16 protein-coding genes are annotated in these 14,190 nt (G+C 65.8%); 9 read left to right on the top strand and 7 right to left on the bottom strand.

Going from position 1 to position 14,190, the window contains the following annotated elements; all coding sequences use genetic code 11:
- The first annotated feature begins 5 nt into the window (after window positions 1-5).
- The 5 genes from AB0L63_RS31010 to AB0L63_RS30990 all read left to right on the top strand — a co-directional run bounded on the left by AB0L63_RS31010 (window position 6) and on the right by AB0L63_RS30990 (window position 4,469).
- Window positions 6-1,310: a glycosyltransferase 87 family protein gene (locus tag AB0L63_RS31010; protein ID WP_364508159.1), complete on the top strand. Its 1,305-nt coding sequence runs from the start codon at window positions 6-8 to the stop codon at window positions 1,308-1,310.
- A gap of 22 nt (window positions 1,311-1,332) precedes the next feature.
- Complete coding sequence (locus AB0L63_RS31005; protein ID WP_364508156.1) at window positions 1,333-2,259, top strand: EamA family transporter; 927 nt, start codon at window positions 1,333-1,335, stop codon at window positions 2,257-2,259.
- 514 nt (window positions 2,260-2,773) lie between these two features.
- Complete coding sequence (locus tag AB0L63_RS31000; protein WP_364508154.1) at window positions 2,774-3,484, top strand: helix-turn-helix domain-containing protein; 711 nt, start codon at window positions 2,774-2,776, stop codon at window positions 3,482-3,484.
- Window positions 3,485-3,579: 95 nt separating this feature from the next.
- The gene (locus AB0L63_RS30995) at window positions 3,580-3,942 is read left to right on the top strand and encodes a hypothetical protein (RefSeq protein ID WP_364508151.1); all 363 of its coding nucleotides are present in this window, start codon (window positions 3,580-3,582) and stop codon (window positions 3,940-3,942) included.
- A 236-nt stretch (window positions 3,943-4,178) separates the two neighbouring features.
- Window positions 4,179-4,469 (top strand): hypothetical protein, encoded by a 291-nt coding sequence (locus AB0L63_RS30990; RefSeq protein ID WP_174415132.1) that lies wholly within the window; start codon window positions 4,179-4,181, stop codon window positions 4,467-4,469.
- Here AB0L63_RS30990 and AB0L63_RS30985 read toward each other — a convergent pair.
- The 3 genes from AB0L63_RS30985 to AB0L63_RS30975 are packed head-to-tail and all read right to left on the bottom strand — an operon-like array spanning window position 4,466 to window position 6,401.
- Entirely contained in the window at window positions 4,466-5,008 is a 543-nt protein-coding gene (locus AB0L63_RS30985) for a thioredoxin family protein (protein ID WP_364508148.1), read from the bottom strand. The two genes, AB0L63_RS30990 and AB0L63_RS30985, sit on opposite strands and share 4 nt — an antisense overlap.
- 49 nt (window positions 5,009-5,057) lie before the next feature.
- Window positions 5,058-6,014 (bottom strand): threonine/serine dehydratase, encoded by a 957-nt coding sequence (locus tag AB0L63_RS30980; RefSeq protein ID WP_364508145.1) that lies wholly within the window; start codon window positions 6,012-6,014, stop codon window positions 5,058-5,060.
- 12 nt (window positions 6,015-6,026) lie between these two features.
- On the bottom strand, window positions 6,027-6,401 hold the full coding sequence (locus AB0L63_RS30975) for a dienelactone hydrolase family protein (RefSeq protein ID WP_364508142.1): 375 nt from the start codon (window positions 6,399-6,401) through the stop codon (window positions 6,027-6,029).
- A 56-nt stretch (window positions 6,402-6,457) separates the two neighbouring features.
- On the opposite strand from AB0L63_RS30975, the gene AB0L63_RS30970 reads away from it, so the two are divergent.
- Together AB0L63_RS30970 and AB0L63_RS30965 are read left to right on the top strand one after the other, a co-directional pair.
- Window positions 6,458-6,940, top strand: a complete 483-nt coding sequence (locus AB0L63_RS30970) for a hypothetical protein (RefSeq protein WP_364508139.1) — start codon at window positions 6,458-6,460, stop codon at window positions 6,938-6,940.
- A 231-nt stretch (window positions 6,941-7,171) separates the two neighbouring features.
- Window positions 7,172-8,008 carry a helix-turn-helix transcriptional regulator gene (locus AB0L63_RS30965; protein WP_364508137.1) on the top strand — a complete coding sequence of 279 codons (837 nt, stop codon included), beginning with the start codon at window positions 7,172-7,174 and terminating at the stop codon, window positions 8,006-8,008.
- A 4-nt stretch (window positions 8,009-8,012) separates the two neighbouring features.
- On the opposite strand, the gene AB0L63_RS30960 is transcribed toward AB0L63_RS30965, so the two are convergent.
- A complete protein-coding gene (locus tag AB0L63_RS30960; RefSeq protein ID WP_364508134.1) occupies window positions 8,013-8,405 on the bottom strand; it encodes a VOC family protein in 393 nt (130 codons plus the stop codon).
- 48 nt (window positions 8,406-8,453) lie between these two features.
- A complete protein-coding gene (locus tag AB0L63_RS30955) occupies window positions 8,454-8,867 on the bottom strand; it encodes a heat-shock protein HtpX (RefSeq protein ID WP_364508132.1) in 414 nt (137 codons plus the stop codon).
- Window positions 8,868-9,443: 576 nt separating this feature from the next.
- On the opposite strand from AB0L63_RS30955, the gene AB0L63_RS30950 reads away from it, so the two are divergent.
- A complete protein-coding gene (locus tag AB0L63_RS30950; RefSeq protein WP_364508130.1) occupies window positions 9,444-10,190 on the top strand; it encodes a Sir2 family NAD-dependent protein deacetylase in 747 nt (248 codons plus the stop codon).
- Window positions 10,191-10,385: 195 nt separating this feature from the next.
- On the opposite strand, the gene AB0L63_RS30945 is transcribed toward AB0L63_RS30950, so the two are convergent.
- Together AB0L63_RS30945 and AB0L63_RS30940 are read right to left on the bottom strand one after the other, a co-directional pair.
- Complete coding sequence (locus AB0L63_RS30945; RefSeq protein ID WP_364508127.1) at window positions 10,386-11,681, bottom strand: D-arabinono-1,4-lactone oxidase; 1,296 nt, start codon at window positions 11,679-11,681, stop codon at window positions 10,386-10,388.
- A 56-nt stretch (window positions 11,682-11,737) separates the two neighbouring features.
- Window positions 11,738-12,412 (bottom strand): TetR/AcrR family transcriptional regulator, encoded by a 675-nt coding sequence (locus AB0L63_RS30940; RefSeq protein WP_364508124.1) that lies wholly within the window; start codon window positions 12,410-12,412, stop codon window positions 11,738-11,740.
- A 117-nt stretch (window positions 12,413-12,529) separates the two neighbouring features.
- Between AB0L63_RS30940 and AB0L63_RS30935 the strand changes: the two genes are divergently transcribed.
- A complete protein-coding gene (locus AB0L63_RS30935) occupies window positions 12,530-14,029 on the top strand; it encodes an MFS transporter (RefSeq protein ID WP_364508121.1) in 1,500 nt (499 codons plus the stop codon).
- Window positions 14,030-14,190 lie beyond the last annotated feature (161 nt).

The following is a 14,190-nucleotide window of genomic DNA, read 5'->3' as shown; positions in this document are numbered from 1 at the left end:
CGCGGATGAGTAGTGTCACCACCCCAGATAGGTCGAAGCCCGCGAACCGACGATTCGGGCACGCGGTGTGGCTGGTGCCGGTGCTGCTCGTCGCCTTCGTCATCTGGTGTCTGACGGCGCCGCTGTGGCCCTTCCATCGGATCACCGGTGGGTTCATCGACCTACAGGTGTACCGGCTCGGTATCGAGGCGCTGCGCGACGGCGCGGATATGTACGGTCAGCTGCCGCAGACCACCATCGGTATCGGCCTTCCGTTCATCTATCCGCCGTTCGCCGCCCTGGTGCTGAGCCCATTCGCGCTGCTGCCATGGGACGCCGCGGCTTTCACCTTCTTCATCTCCTCGACGCTCGCGCTGGCCGTGACGCTGTATCTGGTCGCGCGGCGGCGCTGGCCCGAGCACAGTGCGTTGCGGCTCGCGCTGCTCGCCACCTCCTGTGCGACTCCGCTGGCCATGCTGCTGGAGCCGGTCCGCTCCACGCTGGACTTCGGGCAGGTGAATCTGCTGCTCATGGTGCTGGTCGCCGCGGACGCGCTGACCGCGAAGCCGAAGTGGCGGCGCGGCATGCTGATCGGCGTGGCCGCCGCGATCAAGCTGACTCCGGCCGCGTTCGTGCTCTACTTCCTGGTGCGCCGGGATTATCGCGCCGCGGTCACGGCCGCGATCACCGGTGCGGTGGCGACCGCGCTGAGCTTCGCGATCCTGCCCAAGGAATCGGTCACCTACTGGTTCGGCGGACTCGGCAATGTCTCCGGACTCAGTGGCTCGTCCTTCCACACCAACCAGTCGATCCAGGCTGTGCTCGCCCGATTCGACGTGGAGAAGCCGCTGTTCACCGTGCTGTGGCTGCTGCTGAGTGCAGCGCTGCTTGCGCTGGTGGTCCCGGCCATGCGCCAGGCCGCCGAGGTGCCCGCGCTCGCGCTGTCGATCAACGCCGTTTTCACGTTGCTGGTATCGCCGATCTCCTGGTCGCATCACTGGGTGATGATCGCGCCGGCGGTATTCGCGATGGTCTGCTACGCGACCACACTGCCGCGCGCGCGGGCGATCGGCTGGTACGTGGCAATCGTTCTCACCACGGCGGCATTCGTCTATGGGCCGCAGAACTGGCTGCCGGGCGATAATCGACGCGAATTGGCTTGGACGCCTTGGCAACACCTGTGGGGCAACACCTATGTCTGGTTGAGTGTGTTGCTGGTCGTTGTGTATCTGGTCGCCAGCAGACGGGCGAAGTCGCAAGCGCGCGAAGCCGATTCCGCGTCGAAGGATATCGATCTCGTCGATCTGGCAGGTCCTCGCCCGGCGGCCTGACTCTTTCTGGAATGCTGGGTTTTTGGATGGAGGGCGCCGCGTGGTCGCGATCGATATCGAACGGAATCCGAAGTCACCGTGGCCGCTGACGGCTGTGCGCGCGGTGCACGCGCGCGGGCTCGGCGGGGTGCCGCCGACGGCATTGGTACTGATCGGAATCATCAGCGTGCAGGTCGGCGCGGCGCTGGCCAAACAGCTCTTCACCGCCACCGGTGCCGCCGGTGCGGTCACGCTGCGACTGTTCTTCGCCGGGGTAGTGCTGTTGGTCGTATGGCGGTCCGCGCTGCGGATCGAGCGGCGCGCACTACCGGTCGTGCTCGGCTACGGCACTGTGCTCGCCGCCATGAATCTGTGTATCTATCAGGCCATCGACCGGATTCCACTGGGTATGGCGGTCACCCTGGAATTCTTGGGGCCGCTCACCCTGGCGCTGGCGGGCTCGCGGCGCTGGACCGATCCGATGTGGGCCGTGCTCGCCGGTGGCGGCGTGCTGCTGCTGACCAAGGCGGGCGGCGATGTCGGCTGGTCTGGCGTGCTGTTCGCCCTGGCCGCGGGAGCCCTGTGGGCCAGCTACATTCTGCTCAGCGCCGCACTCGGTGACCGGACCAGCGGCGGCGGGGGACTGGCCATCGCGATGGCCTTCGGTGGTGTGCTCATGGTCCCGGTCGGCATTGCCGAGGCGGGCGCCGCACTGTTCCAGCCATCGGTCCTCGCCGCGGGTTTCGTGGTCGCGATGCTGTCGTCGGTACTGCCGTATTCCGTGGAACTCGAAGCGCTGCGGCGCATTCCACCGCGGATCTTCGGCATACTGATGAGCCTGGAACCGGCGGCCGCCGCACTCGCCGGACTGATCGTCCTCGGCCAGATCATGCACGCGGCGCAATGGGCGGGCGTCATCTGTGTGGTGGCGGCGTCCATCGGAGCAACCCGAACGGGGCGGCGGAAATAGTCAGCAGCCGCACTACCGGGGCGGGGATCGGGATTTGGCACCACCACGGCTTGATCACCGGCGCGAGATAGCCGCCGATTCCGTCTCGGATTCTTGCCGAAGTTGGCGCTGCCTACCGCCCGGTGAGACTGGGACCGGGCGGGGCAGCCACTGATCATTCAACAGAACGGTTCTGAGACCAGAGGTGGGGGTTCGATGAGACTCTCCTGAGAAAATCCGCCGGCGCGCCCCGTAGGCTGAAGCGATCCGGGCGATTGCGTTCTACGAATTCGGTGGTCCGGATGTACTGCGGGTTTCGACATCCCGATCCCGAAACCTGGTCCGGCCGGACCTTCCTGCTCGAGCGGGCGATGGCCGCACCGGAGAAGAGCGAAAGAGAGTGTAGCCCAGGCAAAATCGTGCTGAACGTGAGTTGCCCCGCGTCCTGAAACGCCTTGTTGCGAACGACAACCGGCGTACCATCTTTCCGTGCCGGGTGCCGATGCGAGCCGCGGCAAGGAGGAGGACGGGCGCGATGGCCGCTAGCCCATCGGCTGGACCGGGCCGCGGTGTGCTCGACGCGGGTTTCCAGATCCTGGAGGCCGTTTCGGCGGCACCAGAGGGCTGTGGACTCTCGCAACTGGCCCGCGCCACCGGCTTGGCCAAGGCCACCGCATATCGGTTGGCCGAGCAGTTGGTGGCGCTCGGTGCCGTGCAACGGGTGGAGCAGCGATATTTCGTCGGCGAGCGGATGGCGGAGCTGGGGCGGCACTGGCAGGCCGCGCCGACCCTGAGCCGGGCCGTGCAACGGCCGTCCCGGATATTGGCCGCAGTGACGAATTCGACTGTCGCGGTGTGCATTCTGGATGCGGGTGAGGTTCGGCTGGTCTCCGGGCTCAAGGGGGCCGAATTCTTCCTCGGTACCATCGCGGATCCGGAGCTGATCTATCGCACCGCGCTGGCGCAGGTACTGTTCGCGGGACGGGCCGACAACACCGTGCCGCCACCGACCTATTCGGCCACCGAATGGCAGCGTGTGTACTCCGGAATCGTGGATGCCGGAATGGTTTCGGTCGATCATCACAAGCTGATCGCCGGGATCTGTTGTGCCGCAGCCGCGATCCGTCAACCGGGTACATGCGATGCGGCCGCTATCGGCTGTGTCTCACTGTCACAACAGTTTCCGCCGAATCTGCCCGGTCTGGTCGCACATGCTGCCCGCGAAATCGAGAAGAATCTTCGCTGATCGGTTCGTTCAGTGGACCGGGCGGTTCTGCCCGCTCGGCGCGGGAATCAGGATATATGGGCTGTCGAACGCTGCAAGTAAGGGCCGATCCACCGATGCAAGACTCCGATCTCTGGGGCCACCGCTACGTCTCCTCATCCGTCACCGAAGATGGGCTACCACGATTTCTGGTCCGCGGCACCCGAATCACCCTGTGGTTCGTCGACGAGACCCGGCGCCTGTCCGCCCATGCGGGCGCCAATACCGTGATGTTCGAGGTGGATCCCGACAGCGGCGTCTTGAAGACCCGATCGCCGTTCGCCACCGTCCTGTCCTACCCGCCGGAATTCACCGACCAGGACACCTGGCTCAAAGAATTCCTGCTCCTCGCCCCCGCGTGGACCACCAGCAACGGCACGCTCGTCCTCAGCGACGACCGAATCAGGATCGAGCTGCAACAGACCGCCGACTGCCCCTGATCGCTATGTCACGGGGATGAGGAAACTCTCGACGACTCGACGGACCTCGGGCACGGCATCGGCTTCGCCGAGGCGTAGTGCGGCTCCGGGGTGATCGCAAGCCAGCGCTGGAATCGAGCTGACCGAGATCATCATTGAATCCGATTGCTGCGCAATCTGTCTCGAGTTGAGCCGCTATTATCTGGCTAGGCGCTTACCAGCGTCGCAGATATCAGAAGAGGGGTACGACTGTGAGCATGATTCTCGCCGCGGCACATGACACGTATGGAGCAGTCCTTGCCCAACTCGGCAACCCGACACCTGAGGCGCCGCCCCTCGCGGACAAGATCCTGCAGATGGTCCGCTATTTCACCTGGTTCATCCTGCTGGCGGGCATTACCGCCATCACCTACGCGGGCGGTCGGTTCGCCTGGGAGAAGTGGTCCGGTGGTGGCCTGCAGTCGCCGAAGATGGTGGCGGGAGCCATGATCGGCGGTGTCGTCGCCACTAGCGCCGGCACCATCATGAATGCGGTAATCGGCACCTAGGCACGCCATTTGATGGAGCAGCCCATGCTCGGCCGATGCGGCTCGGGCACGGGTGCTCCGGTGAGTACCGCCTCGACCGCGGCGCGTAATTCACTGCCGGTCACCGGTTTACCGTTGCCCGGGGTCGATGCGTCGAATGCGCCGCGGTAGGCGAGTTCCAGCTGTGCGTCGTAGAGGAAGAAGTCCGGCGTGCATGCGGCTCGGAAGGCTCGGCCCACCTGCTGGGTTTCGTCGATCAGGTAGGGGAACCGCCAACCGGCGCGATCGGCCTGGGCCCGCAGGTGCTCCGGCGCGTCATCCGAGTAGGCGTCGGCATCATTGGTGCAGATCGCCACCGTCGGGATCGTCAGCGTGTCGAGCACCTCGCCGAGCTTCGACTCGAGGTGCCGCACGTATGGACAGTGGTTGCAGGCGAAGATGACCAGTAGCCCCGGCCCGTCCGCGTAGTCGGCGCGGGTGTGGCGGTGACCATCGAGGTCGGGCAGGGCGAAGTCCGGCGCGGGCGTTCCGATCGGGACCATCAGGGATTGGACCGACATAGGGTGCCTCCATCCGAGTCGATATCGAGCGTAGTACGCCCGGGCCGATTCACCGCGCCAGATCCGCTGGATCGGTATTGGCCCCGCACAGGACGACGCAGACCCGCTCACCGGGTTCGGGACGATAGACACGGGTGGTCAGCGCCGCGACAGCTGTCGCGGCTGCGTGTTCCACGGCCAAGCGGCGATCCTGCCACAGCGCCATCCGGGCCGCGATGATATCGGTGTCGGGGACGAGCACCGAGCTCACGTCGTAGTTCTGGGCCGCGTGCAGTGCCAGTTCGGTGGCGCGGCGGGCGCCGAGGGAATCGGCGGCGATCGAATCGACCGGCACGTCCACGGTCCGTCCGGCCTGGATCGCATCATGCAGCGCCCGGCAGCGTTCCGGTTCCACCGCGATCGTTCGGACGCCGTAGTGGTCCGCGGCCGTGGCGACCCCGGCGAACAGACCACCGCCGCCGACAGCGACGACGACCGTGTCCAGCTGGGGGAGCAACTGGTGTATCTCCACCATCAGGGTGCCCGCACCTGCCGCGATATAGGGGTTGTCGTAGGCATGTGAGGGCAAAGCGCCACTGGTATCGGCGAATTCGAGACAGGCGGCGAGTGCGTCGGCGTATTCGGTGCCGACCAGGCGGACCTCCGCGCCGTATCCGCGCAACCGCTCGACTTTCACCAGCGGCGCGGTGGTCGGTAGGAATACCGTCGCCGGTACGTCCTGTTCGCGAGCCGCCCACGCACACGCGAGTCCGGCGTTTCCGCCGGATGCGATGGTCACGCCCGCATCCGGCAGGGTTCCGTCGTCCTGGTGTGCCTGGATGAAGTTTCGCGCACCACGGGCCTTGAACGAGCCGGTGTGCTGCATGAATTCCAGTGCCAGCCACAGCTCGCCGGTCGGCGCGACCTGGTCCCCGGGTGCGATGGCGACCGGCCGCACGTGTCCGGCAATCCGATCGGCGGCAGCCTTCACATCGCCGTAGCTCAACTCCATGCTCACTCCTGTCATCGGTCCTACCGATCATCTTGCCGCGCTGGGGAACGCCCGGCACAGGACACCGAGCAGATCGGTGAGGTGGCGGTCGTAGGCCACCTGATCGAAGACCGGGGTGTCGCGCATGGTGAAGCCGTCGCGGGTATTCGGATAGACCACCGAGGTGTGGTGGACCTGCGCCGTGCGTCGAGGGCCTTTTCCAAACGGGGTGATCTGCTCGCGCGGCATCGAATCATCTTGGCTCGCATGCGCGATCAACAATTCGGCGGAAATGCCCGCAGCGGTGTGCTGCGGACTGTCGGGTTGCTCGTCGACCGCCAGGCGGCCGCTATGGAAACTGGCGGCTTTTCGATATCCGCCGAGTCCTCTTATTTGTGAACGAATTGCCGATTTTCCCGCCATGTACTCTGCCTCCATCTGGAAGTTGTTGTCATGCTCTGTCGAAGAGAGGTTGACCGGTGAAACTGATCTGGATGATGGTGACGGCCGCACTTGCCGTTGCCGTGGCGGGATGCTCCGATGACAAGTCGACGACGGCCGTGCCGAGCTCATCCGCGCCAGCGGAAACGAGTTCGGTGAATGTGACGCCGGCCGAAAACGAGGAGCCGGGCGGCGGTGTGCGAATTCCGCTGGGGGAGAACAAGGAAGTACCGATTCCCGCCGATGCGGTGATGGATATCAAGGTGCCCGTCGACTGGGCGTCCGCGAGTGCGAGCCTGCACTGCACGGTAACCGACAGCACCGGCCGCAACGAAGATCTCCGTTCCACCAATACGAAAAAACAGGAAACAATCGGCGGAAAGGAGTGGATGACGCTGTGGACCTTTTCCTCGCCCGCCGGCGCCGAGGTCACCGTGGGATGTATGGATCCGGAGTCGAAGATCGCCGCCGGCGATGATCGTATGATCCGGGTCGTCCCGCGTGGCGTCACCCCGCGCTGAATCGCGGTGACGCAGTCGTCGCGAGAATTCATCGGCGACTGGACGTCACCGACGGTCGATAACCGACCCCAGTAGGCGCAAGGGGATTCGAGCGCAACGTCTCGTTGCACTAGGTACCGCACTTCGCGCGGCACTGCCGCATGATCCGGCTGTGCGTGCCCATCCGGCACCTCAACGGTGCCTACGACAGCTCTCCGACGGTGTGCTGGACAGCTCGATTACGCCGACGCCGTGCGCCTGGAACGGATCCCGGACTGCGGCCACATCGTGCCGGAACAGCCGCCACAGTGGCTGGCCGACCGGCTGCTGACCTTCCCGACTGAGCCGTGCGACGACACGGGTAGCCTCGGATTCGTGCCAGAGGCAGTGCTGGGGTATCGGGAGCGGCCGTCGCGGTTCCCGGGTGCCGTGGTGTGGACGAATACCAGTGCCACCGGGGCCGCGGCGTTACCGGTGTTGCCGGATGGCTGTATGGATCTGCTGTGGGGTAATGGCAGGTTGCTGGTTGCCGGTCCGGACACACGGGCGTATATGGCCGATGGTGCGGCGGGAACTCGATGGGTCGGGATTCGATTCGCACCGGGGAGCGCGCCCGCACTGCTCGGGGTGCCCGCACACGAGTTGCGCGATCAACGGGTGGAATTGGCGGACCTGTGGCCCGCCGCGACGGCTCGGCGGCTCGCGGAACAGATTGGAGCGCAAGCTGATCAGCCCGCCGCGCTGGAGGCGATCGCAGTGCGTCGGGCCTACGACACCGAACCACCCGACCCGGTGCTGCGGCGGATCGTCGCCACGCTGGACTCCGGATGGTCGGTCGCGGCGACGGCCGAGGCCGCTGGTCTCGGTCCGCGGATATTGCACCGACGCTCGCTCGCCGCTTTCGGCTACGGACCCAAGACATTGGCCCGCATCCTGCGGCTGCAGCGGGCGCTCGCGGTGGCCCGGAGCGGAGTACCGCTCGCGGACACCGCATTCCGCACTGGATTCGCCGATCAGGCCCACCTCGCGCGCGATGTGCGCGAACTCGCTGGAATGCCGTTGAGCGAGTTGCTCACCCGCTCCCGGTGACGGCTCAATCGGACAGCGGGGCGTACAGATCGACGCTATTACCGTCCGGGTCCAGGATCGTCGCGTAGCGCTGGCCCCAGAAGGCGTCCCATGGCTTCAGTTCGCTGTGGTATCCGGCATCGACGAGTTCGCTGTAGACCGCGTCGACCTCGGCGGGGTTCGCGCACTGGAATGCCAGCGCTAGCCGGCCCGCGGCCTTCGGCGGCTGCCAGCCGGGGTGGAACGACTGGATCACGGCCTCGGTATCCAGCGTCAGGCGCATGCCGCCGGGCAGAGCGGCCTCGAGATGCCCGTTATCGTCCGCGTCAGGGAACTCGAGGCCCAGGCGACGGTAGAAGGCGACCGAGGCGGCCATATCGCTGACGACAATGCCGATGACATTGAGTTGTGGAGTCATATCCGCAGCCTATGCCGCACTTCGGCAGGCTTCTTGAACAAATCGGACTCAGCAGGCGGTGGCCGGGATCAGTTCCGCGATCAGGTTCTCCACCAGGATGCGGATCCGGTCGCGGATCGAGCGCACGATGGCGATGTCCTCCCCGGTCGCATCGGGCAGCATCCAATCGCGGTAGCTGATGCCGGGGAAGAACGGACACGCGTCACCACAGCCCATGGTGACGACCACATCGGACATGGCGACCGCGTCCACGGTCAGCAGCTTCGGCGCCTGCGCCGAAATATCGATATCGAGTTCGGCCATGACCGCAACGGCGGCCGGATTGATGGCGGCGGCGGGCGTGCTACCAGCGGAGTGCACATCAATGCGGTCACCGGCGAGCGCATCGAGGAGTCCGGCGGCCATTTGCGACCGGCCCGCATTGTGGACACAGACGAACAGCACGCTGGGCTTGTGAGCCATGTGCGGGAATACCTTTCATGCTGGTGAATCGGAGCGGTGCCGTAGTTGAGATGTCTGGGCGAAATGTCGGGATTGTCGGGTAACGGCTGCACCTAGTCTGCGTCGTAGGCTGCGTGATACGTATACCAGGGCGGGTGGAGTATGTTTCGCGACGAGGGGGCGACTTTGCCCGCCAAGGCATCTCGAGGCCTGTCGTGCGAGAGTTGTTGCCGCACGCGGGATATCGACCAATAAGAAACCGGTCGGTCAGGAAATCGGCATTTTGCCTGGATGCGACGCGGCCCGCGGCGCCGAAACGGCGACCGCAGGAGGTGGACGGGCGCAGTAGACCTCACATGGGACGCAGATCGATGACCTTACGCAGCCGCGCGCGATCGCGCTCGGGCCGCCGCGCCGCGTACGCGATCGGAAAGTAGCGCACCCGCTCCGGCAGCAGCGGCACCGTGCGAGCGATGAACCAACCCGATGCCTTCAGCTTGCGTTCGTCGGACTCCGACCACGTCAGGCCGAGCTTGCGCCGACTGCGGAGTGGTGCCGACGGTGACGAAGTACTGCAGCCCCCTAGGCTGATTCGATATGACGACCGATTGGCGCGGACGTGACGGGCGGATCGGCGTGCTCACCGGCGCCGGCATCTCCACCGATTCCGGCATTCCCGACTTCCGTGGCCCCCGTGGTGTGTGGACGAAAGATCCCATCGCCGAACTGTTGTCGACCTACGAGGCCTACCTGGCCGATCCGGAGCTACGTAAACGCTCCTGGCTGGCCCGCCGCGACAATCCGGTGTGGCAGGCCGAACCCAATGCCGCGCATACCGCGCTGGCCGATCTGGAGCGGGCCGGACGTACCATCACGATCATTACTCAAAACATCGATCGGCTGCACCAGCGCGCTGGGTCTTCACCCGGTCGGGTGATCGAAATCCACGGCAATATGTTCGAGGTCGTCTGTGTCGGTTGCGAATACCAGACGAGCATGGCCGCCACCCTGGCTCGGGTGGCGGCGGGTGAGGCGGATCCGCCGTGTCCGGCCTGCGGCGGCATCCTGAAGTCCGCGACCATCATGTTCGGCCAGCAGATGGATCGCCGCACCATGACCAAGGCCGCGCTGACCGCCGAGGCCAGCGATGTCTTCCTGGCGATCGGTTCCTCGTTGCAGGTGGAACCGGCCGCATCGATGTGCGCGATCGCGGTCGACAGCGGCGCGGATCTGGTCATCGTCAATGCCGAACCGACGCCCTACGACAGCATCGCCACCGAGGTGATCCGCGAACCCATCGGTACCGCCCTGCCGCGTCTGGTCGCCGAGATATTGTCCAGCTGACCAGGCGACACAACCACGACGGAGCGAGTCTTACGAGCGATGTTCGCGGCCCGTCTCGCATCCGAGTCGTAGAAGCGCATGCGACGAAGTCGTGAGTCTCGACGGCGCCGCTAGCGACTGCTTGCAGGTCGCTCGAAAGGGTCGGCGCTGAGACGCCAGGGGGCCGTGAACACGCAGCGCCGCACGCGCTGCAGATCAGACACGACCGAGCACCCGCTCGACATAGGCGTTGGCGAAGCGACCTTTGGGATCGAAGCGGCGGCGCACCTCGGTGAAATGATCCCAGTCCGGGTAGCGCGGCCGCAGCGTCTCGGCGGTCTGGAAGTGCCGTTTGCCCCAGTGCGGGCGGCCGTTGTACCTGTCGAAAACCGCCTCGCAGGCGCGGAAATACGGTTCGTAGGCCATGCCGCGGTACTGGTGTACGGCGATGTAGCAGGTGTCGCGGCCGTTCGCGGGGGAGAGGAACGCGTCATCGGGGGCGACCCAGCGCACCTCGATGGGCATCGGCGTATCGAATCGCGTCGCGAGTTCCTTGATCTCGCGGATGGCGGCGACGGAATGTTCGCGCGGGATCGCGTATTCCATCTCGGTGAAGCGAATCAGTCGGGGTGAGGCGAAGACTCGATACGAGCGGTCGACCTGGCGACGGTAGCTGCCCGCATATGCCGCCCCGCGATGGATCCACGGCACCAGTCGGGGCCGGCGCTTGCCGAGTCGGCACAGCGCGTCGAAGGCGTAGTTGGACATCAGGATGTCGGCAAACCAGTCGGCGGCCTTACCGCGCGGCTGTTCCGGCAGGTCGACGGGGTTATTGCGCTTGGTCATCGCCAGCGGACTGTGCCCGAACATGTAGAACTCGAAATGCTGGTTGCCCTCGACGTAGGAGTCCAGATCCGCGAGGACGTCCTCGACCGGCACCGGCCGTTCGATTCCCTCCAATACGAACGATGGCACCAGCTGCAGGGTGACTGCGCTGACCACGCCGAGCGCCCCGATGCTCACCCGCGCCGCGCGCCAGCCGTCCGGATCGGACGCCTCGTTCAACTCGACCCGGCTGCCATCGGCGAGTACCAGTTCGATGGATTGCAGTGCGGCCGAGAGGTTTTGCAGCGTCGCGCCAGTGCCGTGGGTGGCCGTCGCTGTCGCACCCGCAATGGTCTGCACGTCGATATCGCCCAGATTGGGGAAGGCCAGGCCGAGCGGATGCAGCGCGTTGCTGGCGGCATTGAGGGTGATGCCCGCCTCGACTCGAACGTGGCCGGTCTCCCGATCCACGGTATGGATGCGGTTCAGTTTCGCGAGGTCGAGCAGTATGCCGTCGGTGAGTACGGCATCGGTGAACGAATGGCCCGCACCGGCGACGCGCACGGTCTGTCCGGTGGTGGCGGCGCGGCCGATGATCTCGGCCAATTCTTCGGTACTGCGCGGGGTGGCGATGGCGGCGGGCGCGCACTGTTGATCCCCGGTCCAGTTCCCCCACGAATTGGTCATGTGTCCAACTGTAAGGGCTGACTCAGATCAGCGCTAGATATGTTCGGTTTTTGGCGCTAGCGCCTGCGGCCCGCGCAGACGAACGACTTGGCCTGTTCGACTTCCTCGTCCGTCAAGGGGGGGACTGCAAGCGGCCGCCGCGGCGTGTCATCGCTGCGTACGCCGTTGAGTGCGATGGCCATATAGCGCCGCCAGGTATTCGGATTCACCGACTTGGAGAACTCGGCGTGCGCGTCGACCATATGGATCAGCGCGAAGAAGTCCGAGGGCGCGACATCGGGCTGCAGTGCGCCGGCCTTGCGTGCGCGATCGATGATCGCGGCGACGGTCGGCTTGATCTGGTCGCGCAACTGGGCGAAGCGGTCCGGGTCCTCTTCGAGTTCGAGCATGACCTCGCTGAAGCCGCGATTGGTAGCCAGGTGCGTACAGGCGTACTCGAAGAACTGCACCAACCCCAACCAGGGGTCGGGATGTTCGGCCGCGGCCTTGGCCGCGACGGCGAATTCACAGACGTTCTGTTCGAAGACCTCGGCGATCAGTTCCTTCTTGTTGGCGAAGCGTCGGTAGACGGTGCCGACACCGACCCCGGCGCGTTCGGCCACGTCATCAAGGGTGATCTCCAGGCCGTGATCGGCGAAGAGCTGACGAGCTGCCTCGACGATGCGCTGCTGATTGCGGGCAGCGTCGGCGCGTAGGCGCCGAGGTGGAGGCACGGTAGTGGCGGGATTCACATACACATCCTAGCAATACGCGGGATTAAGCGGAGGAGTTGTCTCCGTTATCGTGATAGCTTAATTCGGTAAGCGGAGGTGGCTCCTCCGGATCAAGCTTCGAGACGAAGGGGACACATGACTACCACGTTCGACCGTGGGGCACCCGCCTCCGCGAAAACCGACTCGGGCCGCCGCGGCTCGCATGCCCTGCGCTGGTGGGTGCTCGCCGTACTCGGCGTGGCTCAGCTCATGGTTGTGCTCGACGCGACCGTCGTGAATATCGCGCTGCCCGCGGCGCAACAGGACCTCGGTTTCAGCGATGGCGACCGGCAGTGGGTCGTCACCGGCTACGCCCTCGCCTTCGGCAGCCTGCTGCTACTCGGTGGCCGACTCAGCGACCTGTTCGGCCGACGTAGCACCTTCATTATCGGCCTGATCGGATTCGCCGTCGCCTCCGCGGTCGGCGGCGCGGCCACCAGCTTCGAAATGCTGATCGCGGCCCGCGTCGGACAGGGCGTCTTCGGGGCGCTGCTCGCGCCGGCCGCGCTGTCGCTGCTCACGGTGACCTTCACCGAACCCAGCGAGCGCGCCAAGGCCTTCGGCATCTTCGGTGCGGTCGCCGGCGCCGGTGGCGCCATCGGCCTGCTGCTCGGCGGCATGCTCACCGAATGGGCCTCGTGGCGCTGGGTGATGTTCGTGAACCTCGGCTTCGCCGCCGTCGCGCTGGTCGGTGCGGTGCTGCTGCTGGCCAAGCATGTGGTCACCGAGCGGCCCAAGCTCGATATTCCGGGCACCGTCGTGGTGACCGCCGCACTGTTCGGCATCGTCTACGGCTTCTCGCACGCCGAGTCGACCAGCTGGGGCAACCCGGTCACCCTTGGGTTCCTGATCGGCGGCGCGGCCCTGCTCGTGATGTTCGTGTGGATCGAGGCCCGAGTCGCGAATCCGCTGTTGCCGCTGCGCATCCTGCTGGACCGGACCCGCGGCGGTTCGTTCCTGACGGTATTCGTCATGGGCATCGGAATGTTCGCGATCTTCCTGTTCCTGACCTACTACATGCAGCTGAGCATGGGGTACTCACCGATCAAGACCGGTCTGGCGTTCCTGCCGATGGTGGCGGGTATGGTCGTCTCCTCGACCACGGTGCCCTCGCTGCTGCTGCCGAAGGTCGGTCCGAAGGTGGTGGTCGCCGGTGGTTTCCTGGTCGCCGCGGTCGGCATGGCCTGGCTGACCCAGATCGGGCTGGACAGCAGCTACGTCGCGAATATCCTGCCCGCCCTGATCCTGATGGGTCTCGGTCTCGGTGGCGCGATGTCGACCGCCTTCCAGGGCGCGACGGCCGGTGTGCACCATGAGGATGCCGGTGTCGCCTCGGCGACGATCAATACCAGCCAGCAGGTCGGCGGCTCGATCGGCACGGCGCTGCTGAGCACCATCGCCGCCTCGGCCGCGACGGACTATCTGTCATCGCATACGCCGGGGCCGCTAGCCGTGGCACAGGCCCAGATCGAGAGCTACACGACCAGCTTCTGGTGGGCCACCGCGATTTTCGTCGCCGGTGCGGTGATCACCGGATTCCTGATGCCGAATACGGTTCCGGCGCCGTCGGAAGGTGAACCGGTAATCGTGCACTGAGTTTTTGGCCGCGCGGGCGCGGCGGGTTCGCGGCCCCCTGCTGTCTCGCGTCCGAGCCGTCGGTCGGGAAACGGTAACAACGGTTCCGACGGCGGCGGATCCGGCGGCGGCGGTGGCCAGTCCGGATCCGGCGGTTCTGGCGGCGGCGGTGGCGACGGTGG

Source organism: Nocardia sp. NPDC051990, from assembly GCF_040680755.1.
Classification (GTDB): Bacteria; Actinomycetota; Actinomycetes; order Mycobacteriales; family Mycobacteriaceae; genus Nocardia.
Note: the sequence above shows the minus strand (reverse complement) of the source record. Positions and strands in the feature narration are given on the sequence as shown.

Excerpts from the sequence above, each read along its gene's own strand:
- AB0L63_RS30975 (WP_364508142.1), bottom strand. The coding sequence starts at position 6,401 with ATGGCGGGAAAATCGGCAATTCGTTCACAAATAAGAGGACTCGGCGGA.
- AB0L63_RS30980 (WP_364508145.1), bottom strand. The coding sequence starts at position 6,014 with ATGACAGGAGTGAGCATGGAGTTGAGCTACGGCGATGTGAAGGCTGCC.
- AB0L63_RS30995 (WP_364508151.1), top strand. The coding sequence starts at position 3,580 with ATGCAAGACTCCGATCTCTGGGGCCACCGCTACGTCTCCTCATCCGTC.
- AB0L63_RS30960 (WP_364508134.1), bottom strand. The coding sequence starts at position 8,405 with ATGACTCCACAACTCAATGTCATCGGCATTGTCGTCAGCGATATGGCC.
- AB0L63_RS30945 (WP_364508127.1), bottom strand. The coding sequence starts at position 11,681 with ATGACCAATTCGTGGGGGAACTGGACCGGGGATCAACAGTGCGCGCCC.
- AB0L63_RS30950 (WP_364508130.1), top strand. The coding sequence starts at position 9,444 with ATGACGACCGATTGGCGCGGACGTGACGGGCGGATCGGCGTGCTCACC.
- AB0L63_RS30955 (WP_364508132.1), bottom strand. The coding sequence starts at position 8,867 with ATGGCTCACAAGCCCAGCGTGCTGTTCGTCTGTGTCCACAATGCGGGC.
- AB0L63_RS31010 (WP_364508159.1), top strand. The coding sequence starts at position 6 with ATGAGTAGTGTCACCACCCCAGATAGGTCGAAGCCCGCGAACCGACGA.
- AB0L63_RS30935 (WP_364508121.1), top strand. The coding sequence starts at position 12,530 with ATGACTACCACGTTCGACCGTGGGGCACCCGCCTCCGCGAAAACCGAC.
- AB0L63_RS30985 (WP_364508148.1), bottom strand. The coding sequence starts at position 5,008 with ATGTCGGTCCAATCCCTGATGGTCCCGATCGGAACGCCCGCGCCGGAC.
- AB0L63_RS30990 (WP_174415132.1), top strand. The coding sequence starts at position 4,179 with ATGATTCTCGCCGCGGCACATGACACGTATGGAGCAGTCCTTGCCCAA.
- AB0L63_RS31000 (WP_364508154.1), top strand. The coding sequence starts at position 2,774 with ATGGCCGCTAGCCCATCGGCTGGACCGGGCCGCGGTGTGCTCGACGCG.